This window comes from Tenacibaculum xiamenense (genome assembly GCF_964513065.1).
GTDB classification, from domain to species: Bacteria; Bacteroidota; Bacteroidia; order Flavobacteriales; family Flavobacteriaceae; genus Polaribacter; species Polaribacter xiamenense.
On record NZ_CAZEQU010000017.1, the window covers coordinates 54,423 to 71,506 of the forward strand.

Below are 17,084 nucleotides of genomic sequence, written 5' to 3' on the forward strand. Positions count from 1 at the left end.
TTGAACAAGCTTTAAATATTAAGGAATATAAACCTCTAACACTTCTGAATTATTTTCAGAAATAATCGTAAATTCCTTTACATTGGCAGGAACCAATAATGTTTCTCCGTATTTTAATATTTCTGATTGACCATTACTTGAAAAAGTAACCTCTCCGTCAACACACATAAATATTTTAAAACTATCTTCCTGATTGGTAACTGATACATTTCCATTTACTGGCAATACATTGGTAGTGAAGTATGGACATGAAACGATCTCAGAAGACTGATTAACAGACTTATTATAATCCGTATAATATTTTTCTTGAGCCACATAATCAATAGCATCTAGTGCTTGTTCTGTGTGAAGTTCTCTATAATTACCTTGACTATCTTGGCGATCCCAGTCATAAATACGGTAAGTTATATCTGATGTTTGTTGGATTTCTGCTAACATAACCCCTGCTCCAATGGCATGAATTCTACCTGTAGGAATAAAATATACATCTCCTTTAGATACTTCATCAACATTTAAAATATCTAATAGCGACTTGTTTTCTAAATGCTCTAAATATTCAGTTTTGTTCGAGTCTTCCTTAAAACCAACTATTAAATTCGCCTTTTCATCGGCCTGCATAACATACCACATTTCCGTTTTACCAAACGAATTGTGTCTTTCTTTCGCCAAATCATCATGAGGGTGTAACTGGATACTTAAAGCCTCTTTTGCGTCAATATATTTAATAAGCAAAGGGAATTTTTCTCCAAATTGCTTGTATACTTTTTTCCCAACTAAATCGTCCTTGTAGTTAGCAATTAACTCTTTTAAAGATTTTCCTACCAACTCACCATTAGCTACAATTGAAGTGTCTCCTTCCACATCAGAAATCTCCCAACTTTCTCCAACATTATTACTTTTTGATTCCTTATTTAATTGTGAAACTAATTTCTCTCCTCCCCAAATCTTTTCTTTTAAAATTGGGGTAAATTTGATAAAGTTTTGTTTAATAGACATGAGGTATAATTTATTTCTTATTCTTCTCCAGAATAGGTTACGAAGTTTCTAGGTGTTTCGTACAATGTTATTTTTAAATCGAACTTTTCTTCAATTACTTTTCTTAACTTATTATAGATAACCACGGACATGTATTCTGTTGAAGCAGGTATATTCTTGAACTCTTCTACTTCTATATTTATATTTTTATGATCAAATACATCTTCAATCTCCGTTTTTATCAAGTCTTTCAATTTTCCTAAATCATAAACATATCCAGTTTCAGGGTCAATTTCTCCAGTCAATGAAACTATCAATTCATAATTATGACCATGATAGTATTGATTGTTACATTTACCAAAAACTTCCAAATTACGCTCATCTGACCAATTCGGATTATGCAAACGATGTGCAGCGTTAAAATGTGCTTTTCTATGAACCGTTACTCTCGGCATACTTTAAATATATTTTGAAATTTTTTCGTAAGACTCTTTAAATATAATTTTAAACCATTCAGTATATAACTCAGGTTTGTTATCTATATCTTCTTTAACTTCATTTAAAGGCATCCACTTAAAAGCCTCAACCTCTTCTCTGTTTATTAACGGATCGTCTTCATACTTTCCCACCATTACATGATCGAGTTCATGTTCAGTCAATCCATTATCAAAAGGAGCTTTATAAATAAAGCTAAAAACTTCCTCTAAATCGCAACTAAACCCCATTTCTTCCTGAAGCCTTCTTTTACCTGCTTCTAAATTGGTTTCTCCCATGCGCTGATGAGAACAGCATGTATTAGTCCAAAGTAAAGGAGAATGGTATTTTTCTTTTGCTCTTTGTTGCAACATTAATTCACCTTTCTTATTAAAAACAAAAACTGAAAATGCTCTGTGTAACAAGGCTTTTTCATGTGCTTCTATTTTTTCCATCATACCAACAGGATTGTCCTGTTCATCCACTAAAATTACTTGTTCCTTCATATGTTGTTTTTCCTAAAACAAACATACAAAATAGAATTTAGAGAACTTCATTTTACCATCTAATTAATATTTATTTAAGTAAATACATAGCACTTATAACCTTTTCCACATTTTATTACTCGGTATTGTCAAAACTCTTATAAAAGACTAACTTTGCAACCTTAAATTTTATAGATGAGTTTTTTAGAAGAAATACAAAAAAGACGAACGTTTGGTATTATATCTCACCCGGATGCTGGTAAAACAACCTTAACAGAAAAATTGCTTCTTTTTGGTGGAGCTATTCAAGAAGCGGGTGCTGTAAAAAACAATAAAATAAAAAAAGGAGCTACCTCTGATTTCATGGAAATTGAACGTCAAAGAGGAATCTCTGTAGCAACCTCTGTCTTAGCTTTTATATACAAAGACAAGAAGATAAATATTCTGGATACTCCTGGTCACAAGGATTTTGCTGAAGATACTTTTAGAACCTTAACGGCAGTAGATAGTGTTATTGTTGTAATTGATGTTGCAAAAGGGGTTGAAGCACAAACTGAAAAACTTGTTGAAGTTTGTCGAATGCGTAAAATTCCAATGATTGTTTTTATCAATAAGTTAGATCGTGAAGGAAAAGATGCCTTTGATTTATTAGATGAAGTAGAGCAAAAACTTGGATTAAAAGTTACTCCTTTAAGTTTCCCTATTGGAATGGGATATGATTTTAAGGGTATCTATAATATATGGGATAAAAAATTAAACATATTTTCTGGAGATAATAAACAAACTATTTCTGAAGGTGTTGAGTTTGATAATGTAGATTCTCCAGAATTAGATAAAATTATTGGCGAAACAGCTGCTGATACTTTACGTGAGGAATTAGAATTGGTATACGAAGTATATCCTCCTTTCAGTATGGAAGATTATGTTGCTGGTGATCAACAACCCGTGTTCTTTGGTTCTGCATTAAATAACTTTGGAGTAAAAGAATTACTTGATTGCTTTATTGACATTGCTCCTAATCCTCAACCTAAACAATCTGATACACGTTTGGTTGACTCTAAAGAGGAAAAATTAAGTGGATTTGTTTTTAAAATTCATGCTAATATGGATCCTAAACACAGAGACCGTTTAGCCTTTGTTAAGATTGTATCTGGAACTTTTAAAAGAAATACTCCTTACCTACATGTTCGATTGGGTAAAAAAGTTAAGTTTTCTAGTCCGAATGCATTCTTCGCGGAAAAGAAAGAAATCGTTGATGAATCTTTCCCTGGAGATATTGTAGGATTACATGATACAGGAAACTTTAAAATTGGAGACACCTTAACTGAAGGTGAAAAAATGAATTTCAAAGGAATTCCGAGTTTCTCTCCTGAACACTTCCGTTATGTAAATAATGCTGATCCTTTAAAAGCTAAACAATTGTATAAAGGTTTAGATCAATTAATGGATGAAGGTGTTGCCCAGTTATTTACACTAGAAATGAATGGTAGAAAGATTATTGGTACCGTTGGAGCCCTTCAATACGAAGTGATTCAATATAGACTAGAACATGAATATGGTGCAAAATGTACCTACGAAAACATATCGGTTCATAAAGCATGTTGGGTACAAGCCGAAGATGAAAAGAGCGAAGAGTTCAAAGAGTTTAAAAGAGTTAAACAACGTTATTTAGCGAAAGATAAGCAAGGACAGTTAGTATTCTTAGCCGATTCAGCGTTTACAATTCAAATGACTCAAAGCAAATATCCAACAGTAAAACTTCATTTTACCAGTGAATTCGAGTAATCAAAATCAATTTTGAAAACTTACAGCTACAAAAGACTCATGAAAAAATATTTAAATTCTCACCTAATAGCAATTGTTGGAGCAATTTTATGCATTCAGACTTCATTAAATGCTCAAGACGATTTAAACAATCTTTCTGGAAAAGAATTGCATAATAAAGTTCGTTTAAACTTTATTCCTGTAAGTATGCCTAATGACAAGTTTCCTAACTTGAAACCTACTATGGGAATGATGGGATTACATTACAATATTCCTTTAAACGATTGGTTGTACACAGGTGCTGGAATGTATGCTGCCGTAACTGGAGATCAAGGTGGGTTATTTACATTAGGAATAGAACTTGGTGTAAACAAGCAACTCTATAAAAACCTATACTTTGATGCTAATTTCCATTTTGGAGGTGGTGGCGGATATCGTTATTTAGTAAATGACGGTGGTTTTATTAATCCGAATGTTGGATTACAATACAAGAAAAAAGGGTATTCTTTTGGAGTTCAATACAGTCATGTAAACTTCTATTCTGGAGAAATGAAAAGTAACTCAGTTTCGTTCTTCGTTGAAATCCCTAGTCTTTTAAGGTTTTCTGATTACGATACTGCTCATAAAGAATTCATCAATAAAAACTTACAAAAAGATAGTTTTTGGAAACGCCCTGCTGTAAAAAATGTGCAACAACTACGCTTTGATTTCTTCAATCCGATTGGTAATTCAAGAAAAGACAATGGAAGTCCACTTACAGAAACTTTATATGTTTTAGGTTTTGAATACCAGAAATATTTAAATGAAAACACTTTTGTATTTGCACATACCGATGCTATATACAAAGGTTTAAGAGCTGGTTTTATGGATTTATTTTTCGGAGCAGGATATCATCCATATAAATCAAATTCTGTAAATCTGTTTACTAAATTAGGTGTAGGAGCCGCAGGAGGACGCGTTGCTCCTGAAGGTGGGTTAATGATTTATCCTTCCGCAGGAATCGACTTAAAACTTTCGAATCATATTGCTTTAAGTGGTCATGCTGGATACTACAGAGCCATCGCTGGAGACTTAGAAGCTTATACCTATGGTTTTGGCATAAAATACTTGGGTACAAACGGAGGTACAGAAAACACCGATAATAATTCAGTATTTAAAACAAAAGGAATCGTTTTCAGTATTGAAAATCAATCATATTTAGATGTTGCTAAAACAGATGATAGAGATGACATCTTAAGTGTGGACTTGCAACTTTTAGGACTTCAATTCAATTATGACTTAACCAAAAACTTGTATTTACTTGGTGAAGCTGGTTTCGCATACAGTGGAAGATCTGGTGGATACGCTCACGGATTGGCAGGTCTTGGAGTTAAAACGAACAACTTTTTAAATAATAAAGTAAATCTCTTTGCTGAAGTTGCAGGAGGTGCAGCCGGTGGTGCTGGTGTAGATACTGGAGAAGGTATCGTAGTGAGACCAACTGCTGGTATTAATTATAATGTAAGTAATAATTTTTCGTTGACTGCCTCAGGAGGTAAATTTTACACTCCTTTTGGTGAGGTTAATTCAACAAACATAAATATAGGACTAAACTTCAATTTTGCTAGTTTATCCTCTTCAAAATAAATAATAGATTAAAAAAACCTAACAGATGAATAACGGAATTTACGCAAAGTTCACTACTCCTAAAGGGGAAATTTTAGTAAACTTAGAATATGAAAAAACACCAGGAACAGTAGGTAACTTTGTTGCTTTAGCTGAAGGTAATTTAGAAAACTCTGCAAAGCCACAAGGAACTCCATATTATAGTGGATTAAAATTCCATAGAGTAATTCCTGATTTTATGATTCAAGGAGGATGTCCTTTAGGAACTGGAACAGGAAATCCAGGATATAAATTTGATGATGAGATTCACCCAGACTTAAAGCATGATGCTCCAGGAAAATTATCTATGGCTAACGCTGGTCCAGGAACTAACGGTTCTCAATTCTTCATTACTCATGTTGCGACTCCTTGGTTAGACGGAAAGCACACCGTTTTTGGAAGTGTTGTTGAAGGACAAGATGTTGTTGATGCTGTTGCTCAAGATGACGAAATGCAAGTAGAAATCGTTCGTGTTGGTGATGATGCTCAAAACTGGAATGCAGTTGAGGCTTTCAGAACTTTCGAAGGTGCTCGTGAAAAAAGAGAAGCTGAAGAAAAAGAACGTCAAAAGAAAATATTAGACGAAGTAGCTGCTGGATATGATGAAACTCCAAGCGGTTTACGTTATAAGGTTTTACAAAAAGGTGATGGTAAAACACCTTCTAAAGGAGCCATGGTTTCTGTACACTATAAAGGTCAATTATTAGACGGTACTGTATTCGATTCTTCATACAAAAGAAAGCAACCTATTGATTTTGCAATCGGAGTAGGGCAAGTTATTCCAGGATGGGATGAAGGAATCCAATTATTACAAGTTGGAGATAAAGCTAGGTTAGTAATTCCATCAAACTTAGCGTATGGTGCTAACGGTGCTGGAGGAGTTATTCCACCAAATGCAACTCTTATTTTTGATGTTGAGTTAGTCAACGTTAAGTAAATCAAAACATTAGTAAAAAAGCCCCTTAAAGGGGCTTTTTTTTTACCTTATTCTGTTAACTTTTAGATAATATTCATAACATTAAAGACAACTTTATTTAATAGAGTTATGATATTATTTTAAGAACGAAAAGAAAGAAATACGACATTTTTGCAGTGTAGTTTTTAACCCCAAAAAAACATGAAAACAATCACTTTAACCGCAGCACTTTTCTTTCTAACTCTAACTTCATACGCACAAAAAGTTTGTGATTCCCAAAAAGAAGAAATTATCGATCCGAATAGCATTTCACTTAGTAAATGCGGAGTGGAAGAAAAAACAAAGAAAAAAACTTCTCGAAGAATAATTAAAAACAAACCTATTTCAAGAAAAAGGATAAACAATAGGTTTAAAACAAATCCAAGCAATGTCAATTCCAATCTAAGTCTTAAAAATGACTTAAAAACAACCATTACGACAAGCAAGTCTTTTAAATCAAACAAACTAAAATCAAATACGATACTTTTCAATTTGGTTGATGAAGTTCCTTTATTCTCATCATGCACAGATAAAGGAAAAAAAGAAAATACCAAGTGTTTTAAAAATAAAATTCAGAATCACTTTGCAAATAACTTTATAGCAGAAAATATTGCTGAAGACGAAATTTCTGGTAAAGTTATTATCAAGTTTGATATTACCATTAATGGTAATATTGAAAACTTAGAGGTTAGAAGTTCTAAGAAGAGCCAAAAGTTATACAAGGAAGTCGAAAGCATTCTTAACAAATTACCACAGATTACGCCAGGTAAGGTTAATGGTTTACCTGTTAATGTTACTTATGTATTTCCTATAAACCTAACTCTGGACTAAAAACCTAACTAAAAGTATAAATTAAAACAAACTAAACCACCATACTTTAATGCAGAAAGTCAATATGATTCAATTTCGTTGATCATATTGACTTTTCTTCGCTTTAGAGTATTCTTTAATTATCAATAATAGTTAAAACAATTCCTTTTTTACACGTTGAATTGCCTTTACATGATAGTTTACTATTTTATCTCTACCTCTTCTAGTATTTAAAATTGAAGAAAATTCTTCAAAATTATCCATGAAAAAGTTCTCTGTTAATATTGCAGGCATTTTCGTTCTTGTAAGCACGTAAAAGTGAGCCTCTTTGTCCATATCGCCATCACTAAAATCAGATCTGAACTTTCTTTCAGGAAACTCATTAATATATTCTTCTCCAAATACTGTCGCTATTTTATCACTTCTTGTATTCCCAGGAGATGTAAATATTTCGCTTCCCTCCCCTTTTCCTGCATTACTATGTATACTAAGGTAAAAACTACTTTGAGAAACATAGCTATTTGCTCTTTTCACTCTTGTTCCTAAAGAAACGTCTCTATACTCCGGTGCTATATTCACATATGAAATGTTTAAATGAGTTAATTGCTCAATAATACCATTGACAATTGCTCGATTAAACTCTCCCTCATAAAAAACTAAGTTATCTCCCCAGTCTTTATACTTTCCTTTTGTTTGATATTCACCATTAATCAATCCTCCATGACCGTTATCTAAAAGTACCAACATAATTATCCTTTATAGTATTTACAATTAGTTACAATCATTAAGATCTCCTATCATAATTCCAATAAAATTTTGATTCAACTGATCTTGGTTTAAAGGATTGAATTCTATCTTTTCTGGAAACACTTGCCCAAACGGATTATTGAGATTTGGAAAACTATAATCAGCTGGTACAAATCGCCATTTCTTCGACAAACTAGTAATACCATTTAAAGCCTGAAATAATAGATTCACATCTGCTCCATCAATAGTATCTGACTGATCTACATCGGCTGCAATTATTTTATACGGAGAATTCAAATTGTTCCCTCCATTGGTGTAATTAATTAGAGCAATATAATCGAAGAATTCCAAACATGAACTCGTTGCATTATTTTTCTCTGGAACTAAACTGTAATTTCCTTCTTGCAGTCCGTTAAACTCATAAGTGCCTGTATTATTTGTTTGTTGATTTGTATTACTCGATGTCGAGGTCAAAAGCACTGTTACTCCCTCAATCGCATTGTTATTTTCACTGATTACTTTCCCTTTCACAGTAAAAGCCGAGTATACAACTTGAAGGCTAAACACATCACTTCCCCCACAGTTATTCACTCCCTTTACACTGATAACTCCAGTACCAGAAGAACTCGGAAAATTTAAACTGATGCTATTACTGGTAGTAGTTGTTGTTCCATTCGAAGGAGTTACTCCTTGAGGTAGTACCCATTGATATGAAGTAGCATCACTTAGTGATTGCAATGTATAATTTACTTGAGTTTGACCCGGAGTGACCTGCAGAGGCCCAGATATTAAAGCATTTCCTCTTGGTTTCTTTCGTATATTTACATTTAAAGTAGCTGGAGTCGACTCACAATACTGATTTACTCCCGCAACCTCAATAGTACCGCTCATTGCATTCTGAGAGAAATTTACGGTAATTGTATTTGTATTATTTCCAGAAACAATGGTAGCTCCTGTAGGTAAGGTCCACTTATAAGAACTCACATTGGGTATTGGAGCTGTAGTATACGTTACACCATTTTCACCTGCACAAATGTTTTGGTTTCCCGTTATTGGATTTGCTGGTAATGGTTTTTGTCCTGCCCCAACTGGAATACTTCCAGCCAATGGATGCGATGCATCATGATAACGAACATTGAATCCCCATAAAGCAGAAGACCGCAAATCGACACACTCAAATGAGGCCCTTCCTTGTGTTCTTCCTGCAATTGTAACCTTTCCTTTACCGTTTGTAGTTACTCTAAAGGGGTAATCGCCGCTTATACCACTAGAAGCTTTAACCCAAGACAAATTTCCCGTGGTAGTATATTTCGTCAAAAAGGATTTAAATAATTTTACAACAGTATTCTTTCCTGTTACCTCAGCTCCTCCATCGAAAGTAAGTTTTGTATGAAAATACCCTGTCGTATAAACCCCATGATTATCAGCCACAATATCGGCAACAAAAGGAGGTGGATTCCCCAAACCATTAGCTTGTTTAAACCATATTTCAGAACCTGAATTGTCAAATTTTGCTACGAAAATATTATCATTACTATTAGTAACTGCAATTGGAGTCCCTGCGAATACTGAATCATCATAAAAACTATATCCCGTTATATAGCCATTCCCTTGCCCGTCATTTGCTAACCTGACTTTATTAGACGTTCTTATTTGCGCTTTTTTCAAAAAGGTAACTTGCCCTGAACCTCCTGATAATTTAGTGTAAAAAATATTAGATGAACCAGATTCGGACACAATACTTTCACCATCAAGCTCCATAGTGCCATAAAAAGTTCCTACGGCATAAACATGAGTTCCATCTGTACTTATGTCAGTAAACTCAACATCATTCCTTGACCATATCACTTGTCCATTAGAACCTTGATGTTTTGCTAGGTAAGCAACATCTCCAACGACTCCAGCAACGTATAAATTTCCTGTTTGATCTACGACTACTTCATTTATTTCTTCATAATTCCCATCTCCTCCAAGTTTCTGCGCCCAAACAAAATTACCACTCGAATCGAATTTGGCGATAAAACCAGCTCGATAATACTGTCTGGTATTTAATGTTTGTGAAGTTCCTCCTGTTCCAAAAGTAATACTCGTTTGAAAGTACCCTCCAACAAAACTATTTCCTTGTTGATCCGTTGCTATTGCCAACCCTCTTGAATTTCCATTACCTGCAACACTAGACCATATTGGATTACCATCTTTATCATATTTTGCCAAATAAACCCCAGAACCAGAATGGTTAGCACCCAAAACAATTCCTGAATAATAATGTCCCGTCGTATAAATGTTACCATTTGTATCTGAATCCAGACCGTAAACATTAGAGTTTCCACTCGTCATACTAAAGCCCCATTCCGTGTACTGAGCTTTTAAATTATGCATCCCTATACAACATACGAATACAATTAAAAACAAAAGTTTTTTCTTCATTTTCTATATTTTTTATTGAGTAGTTAACTTTTATAACTAAACGATTAATTGACAATTATTTTTTTGATCACTTTCTGGTTTTCCAAGATGCATTCTATAAAATATACTCCCGGTGAAAGTAATTTTGCATCATAATGAATGTTATTCCCTCCTCTTGAAACTCTTCTTGTTTCCTCATGTATAATACTTCCTGAAACATTAGTTATTTTCATAGTTAACATTTCAGCCTTGGTATTATGTAGCTTAATATTAAAGTTTCTTCCTGGGTTTGGGTAAACACTTAAGTGAAGGTTTTCTGGATTAATTACAATATTTGCTTCTTTAACACTTAACTCAGACTTGTTAAGTTGAGAAGAAAAAGTCATCATTGGTACCTTGCTACTAGAAAAAGAAACCTTACTACTATCTCCTGATTCTCCGATTACTTCAAACACCAAATAAAATAAGCTTGCTCCATTGTTAATAGATTCTCCTTGAGATTCTTTTTGATCGTATGCAAAGGGGATTTTTCCTTGTAAAGTTAGTTCCGTATTAAAATGAGCTTCCGTAACCTCTATTTCTCCCTGATCTACTCTTACAAACGAAAGCGCTTCTGGATCAAACTCTATAGTTCCTTGCCAACCAGCAATATCGATATAAGAATCTTCTACATTAACTGGTATTCTTATTACTTCTCCTTTAGACACATTTTGGCTTTCCATAAGTAATTGTGTGTCCATTTGTCTTTCTCGAACGTTAACATCATGATCGTCGTTTACATCACCTATTTTAATCGCAATAAAATCTTGATCTAATTGATTTGCTGTTAATTCTGGATAAGAGATACTTTGTGGATATACATTCTCAAATGGGTTTTGATTATTAGGAAATACATAATTTTTTGGAACAAAGCACCAATCTTTATATAAGCTATTTAAAGTACCCAGAATCAATCTCCTTAACACAATAATATCTCCTACATTTAAGATTTCATTATTGTCCGTATCTGCCGCAATTATTTTATAGGGTGAAGGCAATAACTCTCTACCGAGTAAATGCTTTCTAACAACTAAGATATCAGCCACATTAATTCCATCAATTGTTTCTGCATCTTTATTAGGAGTCAATAAAAAATTTTGACCTGGTACAACTGAAAAATCAAAAATTCCATTTGCTTCTGTCGTTTGCAGATCATTATTAAAATTATTTGATAAGGTAACCTCCGTATATGGGAGTCCTTCTCCAATTTCATTTGTAACCTTTCCTGTTACTTGAATAAAATCCTTAATCATGATAGTAGCCGAACTTTCTATTGAAGGTATCAGTTCTGGTTGATTATCAAAAGCATATATCTGATGTATTTTTACATCAAAATCTGCTGCTGAAGTATCTCCTTTCAAAACCAAATTGAACAAAAGTTCCTCATTATCAATAGCCGTATTTATCAATTCTGGGTGATCCCAAACAATATTTACAACTCCATCACTAGGAGAATAAAAACTCTGTGAACCAAAACTTGTTAAAGCAGGATTTATATCTTGAATTGAAACAAAATCAGCATTCCCTCCTGGAAACTCAACTTTTAATTGAAACCCAGCGACATCAATCATATTTTTCGCTCTTACGGGAACAGTAAATGTTGTTCCAACACCGACTACCTGATCTTCAACTAAAAATTGAATAGCCCCCACTTGTATCTCGGCTGAATCAGTTATCGTTTCCATAGGTTGTCCCAGCTTATTAGCAGCCTTGCTTACATTAAAATCAATGGTAAACATATCTCTATCAGGAGCCAACACCTTTACTTTCAAGTGAAACAAAATATCATCATTCGATATTGTATGGTTTTGAAATTGTAAATCGGCCCATAAAACATTGAGTTTTCCATTTGAATGGTAATTGTAGTTCCTAGATTCGAATCCAATTAATTCAGAATTGATCCTAGAAATTTCAACAAACTCAATCTTTTCTGAAGGTATTTGTATTTCTAACTGAAATCCCACTACTTCATTAAAATTTTTAACACTGACAGGAATTTCGACTATTTCCCCTGTTGATGTAGGAACATTTTCAATACTAAAATGTAATTGAGCTGATGTTCGAGCGCTCAACAATCCAAAAGCTATTAAAAGCAAGATTGTTATTTTTCTGTGTAATTTGTTTTTCATTTTACAACAAAATTTGGTTATAATACTTACTCTATTGATGGCTTTTCAGCTTCCGCCATGGCACAAGGGGGTGTACCCAATTCTTTGAATTAGTTTATTCTTATCTGTTATTTATTAAATGTGATCGTTAAAAAGTGAGCTACTTTTTATTATTTCTGAACAGCAACAACGTGTAATATTTCATCTTGCTCTTTTATTTGGAAACTTGCTTCTGTGATTCCTTGAGTATTTCCTGCTCCTACAGATACCATAAATGATTTCCTTCCTTCTTCGTCCAATTCTACTTCAAATTCCTTTTGATTAATTAAGATTCCTACTTGCATTAAGTGGACATATATATGCCCAAGTGAAGTGTTGTTTTCTACCTTACCAAGTATACTCACTTTCCCATTTGGTGCGCCTTCAATTGTAATGGTATAAGATTCAATTTTTAAGTACTCTCCTGTTAACTGACGTTGTAAACTCATTACTGGAACAAGTGTTACCTCAACAGTCACAACAGTTTCAATAGTAGCCCCTTCACTATCAGTGGCACTAGCCTGTAATTGATAATTTCCTGCAGTTAAATTTTCTAATTTTAATTCTGGATTATACACATCTTCTAAATTGATATTCCCAGAAACTTTAGTCCATTTATAAGCTAACACATCATTGTCAGGATCCTTTGCTAAAGCCACAAGAGTCGTACTTGCAAATTGAGTCTTAGTAGTATAGTGAAGTTGTGTTTTTCCTGATATTATTATTTCAGATGGAGGACGATTTGTATAACGTACATAGATTATATAGCTGGTGTTTGCCTTATTATAAACTCTTAAATCTGGAATTGATATTCCTTGAATTTTCTCTGAATTATTCCCGTCACACCATACCCAGCCGTAAGGCAAGGTATCTGAATTCCATTTGAGAATTAATCCTAGAGGAATGCCTCCAACAACTCCTCCTTCACTTTTAAACAAGTTGCCTTGATAATCTGAAACCAGCGGATGTAAATACTCGTTGAACGTGTTTTTTACATCTTTTAATTGGGGGTTACCTGCAATACTTATATTTGACCACCCACTCTCTTTATTAATAATCAAAACGTTACCTCTATCAGAGATTACTTTATTCTCATTCAGATATAAATCTTTTGCTCTTATTATTGCCTCCTTTCGTTCTTCAACATCCAAACTACTTATCTTGTTACCTCCTAAAAACAAATCTCCATTCATAGACTCACTTCCATCTATTGGAAGTAAATGTTGATTTAAGTTTTGCACATGCGTAACAGGTAAAAACGTGCTAAGATCATAATAAGCATACTCTATACTAAAGTCTTCCATTTCTTCCGAAGGTTTTGACATATCAGGAATTTCACTGACATGCCTTGCCTTCGTATTGGTATATATTTTATGATGTATACCTGTACCAAATTGTAACCCCTCTTTTAAGGTTATTACCTCAATATAAGAGGTAACAATTGATGTGGGTTGTACAGGAATTAAATTCCCAGAAATTATCACCCAACCTGTCTTATCTTTAGTAGCTGGTTCAAATAGATAGTTTAAAGAACTTTTCACTCCTATTTGTCTTAAAAAAGCGGTGAAAAAATGATCTCCGTAGCTTTTCTGCATACCATCTAGTGTTTCCTGCTCCAATAGAAAACCTCCAGCTTTACTAAAATCAATACTATTCATGATTTATTATTTTTGAATATCCCCTATATTATCTCCGATTTCAGCATTATGCGCTACAATTCCAGAGATAATGAAATTATCAACAGATTCAACATCAAGCACACCAACTTCTATTTCTTCATTAATCCTGATGATCGTTTCTATTTTCTTCAACATTCCCATTTCGTCAACTAAGTACATTAACTTTTGTAAATCCATTGGTTTTACCCATTGTACTTCATTGTTTTCATTTGTAATAGATGTCAATAATGGATGCCCTTCGGTTACTTTTACTATTTGCTCATTTTCTAATACTATTTCATAGTAGTGATCTGATATGAAAACAGATTTACGTCTTACTTTTACTTCAGCACTTCGTGCATTTAATAAGTTTCCTCTCCATTTGTAATAATCTCCATCTGAAGCATCAATTCTATTATCAAAATCAACTCCTTTTAAAACATCTCCTTCTTGAATTTCTCTTAATGTTTTTATTGAACCATTAACTAGTGGTACTTTGGAATTCAAACAGAAACAAGTTACATCTATAGGTCCACCTCCGCCTTTAGGTCCTATACTCACTGCTCCAACTGAAGCTCCCATGCCTCGTATGCTGAATTTAGCTTCCACTGACGAAGCTCTCCATAAGTTCGCTTCAATTTCCATTGGTAATGTTATCCTTCCTGAAGAAGACATATCTGCAAAAACCTTATACTTAGAATCGCCATGATTAAACATTCCAAGACCAGAGCTACTTAAATCAGTTAACATACCTCCTCCTTTATATACATGAAAAGAAGCGTTTAACTTAATATTATCATCTCCATAATTTGGAGGTCCTTCAATAATAAGATCAAATATAGACTGGTTATCAAGATTATTCGGCTTGGTAGCTATTCTTAATTTTATGATTGCATAGTCTTCATAAATAGCTGTATTTGATTGTCCTCCTCTTTCATCGGTTACGTAAACTTTAAAATCGTACAAGCCTACTGGAATCTGATAACGGTTTACTTCAAAAGACGATACATTACCTGGATTTGGAATTGCTCCTGAAATAGTCCAGTGATACTTTAAGTTTCCATTGTTTCCATCAGGATCATTCCCTATCGCAGAAATACGAATATGACCTGGTTTATTAGGTATTTGGACAATAGATATATTAGATACCGTAGGGTTTACGTTTGCTGGTTGTTTCACTTGAACAGCAACGTCATCGTATCCTGTTAAACCATCGCTATCCGTGGCAGTAAGTCTAAAGGTATAATTTCCTTGTTGCAGATTTTGAACAGCTGTAGCGGAATTATTTGGACTGATAATACTGGCATTCCCTCCAGCTATTTTGGTCCACTGATAACTTAAGCTATCATGATTTTCATCACTTGCGTTACCATACAAAGTCACTTGATTAGTTGGTAATTGAATACTTAGGTCAGAACCAGCGTTAACCTTAGGAGCAATTTTAGTTTTTGATACACTTACTATTATAGCTTTTTCTGATGAAAAACCTCTATCGTCTATTACCTTAACCTTGTATGAATGATTTCCAATTCCTAACCCTGAAAGAGACACCACATGTTGATTTGAAATTACAGTTCCATTGGCGTTCGTCCATTGATATTGTAAACTTCTTCCTTCCGGATCACTTGCTATAACAGTCAATTGTGTTCCAGTTGTTCCTCTTTTAACTGATAAACTTGTAATCCCTTCAATTCTTTGAATTATCGGAGCTTGATTTTGAGTTACCTGAACTTTAACTTCATCAGACCATTCTAATCCTTCCTGATCCCAAGCGGTTAATTTGAAAACATAATTCCCTACTTCTAAATTTCTAACATTTGTTTGTAGACTTTCTGGGGATTCAATTGTACAATTCAAACCTGAAGGAATCGAAGTATAGCTCCATAATTGTTTTGCTATTGTTCCATCTTCATCTGTTGCTGTTCCTGATAAGGTTATGAATTCTTTCCCTAAAGTCCATGGTAATTCTATATTTAAATCCTTCCCAGCATTTACTAAAGGATATCTATTGAAATCTCCTACATACATTATATAACGTACATTTTCGAAAAACTCTGACCGCATATCTGGTATGGTAAAACCATTCACCTTTCTTCCCAAATATCCATCACAAATAACCCATCCGTGGGGAATCTCCTCCTGATGCCAAAGCGCTATCATTCCTAAAACGATACTACCGATAAAACTCCCATTACTTCTGGTTAAGTTGCCTTCTTCGTCAATTAATATTGGATGTTTATTCCCTGAACTATCTTTGGTTAATTCAGGGAGTTTTATTGCCCCGTCAATTTGAATATTTTCCCAATCCGCTTCATGATTCACACTTAAAACTCCTCCTACATCAACCAAAGCTCTTCCCAAAGGCGTATCTGGATAAACTTTTCCACGTGTTTCTGAGTGCCCTATTTTTAATTCTTGACTTCGAATAATTGCTTGAGGATGCTCCATAACGTCTAAAGCACTTAATTTATATCCTCCCAAATTAAGATTGCCAGACATAGCACTGCTACCATCTAACGGTAAATAGATATTTCCTAAATCGGGAATATTAGTTACCTTTTCGAAATCGCTTATACTATAATACGCTTCATACACACTCTGATCTTCACTTTCTAGAGGAATAGGGGTAACCGCAGGAATCTCACTTACATATTCAGCTTTACGGTCAATAAATACTTTATGTTTCGCTCCAGAACGGAATACCAAAGCCTCATGCGTTTCCGTTATCTTAACATAGTTAGAAGTATTTAAACTTGGTAAAAGTTGAATTAAATTCCCTTTGATTATTAACCATCCTTGTTCTTCATTCGTTGCTGGGTACAACAAATAGTTTTTATTTTCTTCTAAGCCTAAATGTTTTTTAAAGGTCATAAAAAACTCATCTTTATAAGCCGTTTGAAGTCTTGCCAATGTATTTTGCTCAAGAGGAAAACCTCCAGGTTTCGTGAAATCTACTTGATTCATAACGTAGGTATTTTTT

Annotated in this window: 12 protein-coding genes; 4 read left to right on the plus strand and 8 right to left on the minus strand. The window is 33.9% G+C overall.

Annotated elements, in window-relative coordinates; genetic code table 11:
* Positions 1–18: 18 nt before the first annotated feature.
* The 3 genes from ACKTTV_RS08685 to idi are packed head-to-tail and all read right to left on the minus strand — an operon-like array spanning position 19 to position 1,955.
* Positions 19–996 carry a type I phosphomannose isomerase catalytic subunit gene (locus ACKTTV_RS08685; protein WP_408030445.1) on the minus strand — a complete coding sequence of 326 codons (978 nt, stop codon included), beginning with the start codon at positions 994–996 and terminating at the stop codon, positions 19–21.
* A gap of 17 nt (positions 997–1,013) precedes the next feature.
* Positions 1,014–1,430, minus strand: a complete 417-nt coding sequence (locus tag ACKTTV_RS08690) for a 6-pyruvoyl trahydropterin synthase family protein (RefSeq protein ID WP_408030446.1) — start codon at positions 1,428–1,430, stop codon at positions 1,014–1,016.
* A 3-nt stretch (positions 1,431–1,433) separates the two neighbouring features.
* Positions 1,434–1,955, minus strand: a complete 522-nt coding sequence (gene idi, locus ACKTTV_RS08695; protein ID WP_408030447.1) for an isopentenyl-diphosphate Delta-isomerase — start codon at positions 1,953–1,955, stop codon at positions 1,434–1,436.
* 174 nt (positions 1,956–2,129) lie between these two features.
* On the opposite strand from idi, the gene ACKTTV_RS08700 reads away from it, so the two are divergent.
* From ACKTTV_RS08700 to ACKTTV_RS08715, 4 genes are all read left to right on the plus strand, one after another.
* The gene (locus ACKTTV_RS08700) at positions 2,130–3,719 is read left to right on the plus strand and encodes a peptide chain release factor 3 (protein ID WP_408030448.1); all 1,590 of its coding nucleotides are present in this window, start codon (positions 2,130–2,132) and stop codon (positions 3,717–3,719) included.
* Positions 3,720–3,758: 39 nt separating this feature from the next.
* Complete coding sequence (locus tag ACKTTV_RS08705) at positions 3,759–5,324, plus strand: hypothetical protein (protein WP_408030449.1); 1,566 nt, start codon at positions 3,759–3,761, stop codon at positions 5,322–5,324.
* 25 nt (positions 5,325–5,349) lie between these two features.
* Entirely contained in the window at positions 5,350–6,279 is a 930-nt protein-coding gene (locus ACKTTV_RS08710; protein WP_408030450.1) for a peptidylprolyl isomerase, read from the plus strand.
* Positions 6,280–6,459: 180 nt separating this feature from the next.
* Positions 6,460–7,128 carry an energy transducer TonB gene (locus ACKTTV_RS08715; RefSeq protein WP_408030451.1) on the plus strand — a complete coding sequence of 223 codons (669 nt, stop codon included), beginning with the start codon at positions 6,460–6,462 and terminating at the stop codon, positions 7,126–7,128.
* Positions 7,129–7,260: 132 nt separating this feature from the next.
* Here the strand turns inward: ACKTTV_RS08715 and ACKTTV_RS08720 are convergent, their stop codons facing one another.
* The 5 genes from ACKTTV_RS08720 to ACKTTV_RS08740 form a co-directional block, all read right to left on the minus strand.
* The gene (locus ACKTTV_RS08720) at positions 7,261–7,854 is read right to left on the minus strand and encodes an N-acetylmuramoyl-L-alanine amidase (RefSeq protein WP_408030452.1); all 594 of its coding nucleotides are present in this window, start codon (positions 7,852–7,854) and stop codon (positions 7,261–7,263) included.
* Between the two features lie 24 nt (positions 7,855–7,878).
* Entirely contained in the window at positions 7,879–10,281 is a 2,403-nt protein-coding gene (locus ACKTTV_RS08725) for a carboxypeptidase regulatory-like domain-containing protein (protein ID WP_408030453.1), read from the minus strand.
* Between the two features lie 44 nt (positions 10,282–10,325).
* Positions 10,326–12,428 carry a cohesin domain-containing protein gene (locus tag ACKTTV_RS08730; protein WP_408030454.1) on the minus strand — a complete coding sequence of 701 codons (2,103 nt, stop codon included), beginning with the start codon at positions 12,426–12,428 and terminating at the stop codon, positions 10,326–10,328.
* Positions 12,429–12,577: 149 nt separating this feature from the next.
* Positions 12,578–14,104: a PKD domain-containing protein gene (locus tag ACKTTV_RS08735; protein WP_408030455.1), complete on the minus strand. Its 1,527-nt coding sequence runs from the start codon at positions 14,102–14,104 to the stop codon at positions 12,578–12,580.
* A gap of 6 nt (positions 14,105–14,110) precedes the next feature.
* Positions 14,111–17,068 carry a PKD domain-containing protein gene (locus ACKTTV_RS08740; RefSeq protein WP_408030456.1) on the minus strand — a complete coding sequence of 986 codons (2,958 nt, stop codon included), beginning with the start codon at positions 17,066–17,068 and terminating at the stop codon, positions 14,111–14,113.
* Positions 17,069–17,084: the final 16 nt, after the last annotated feature.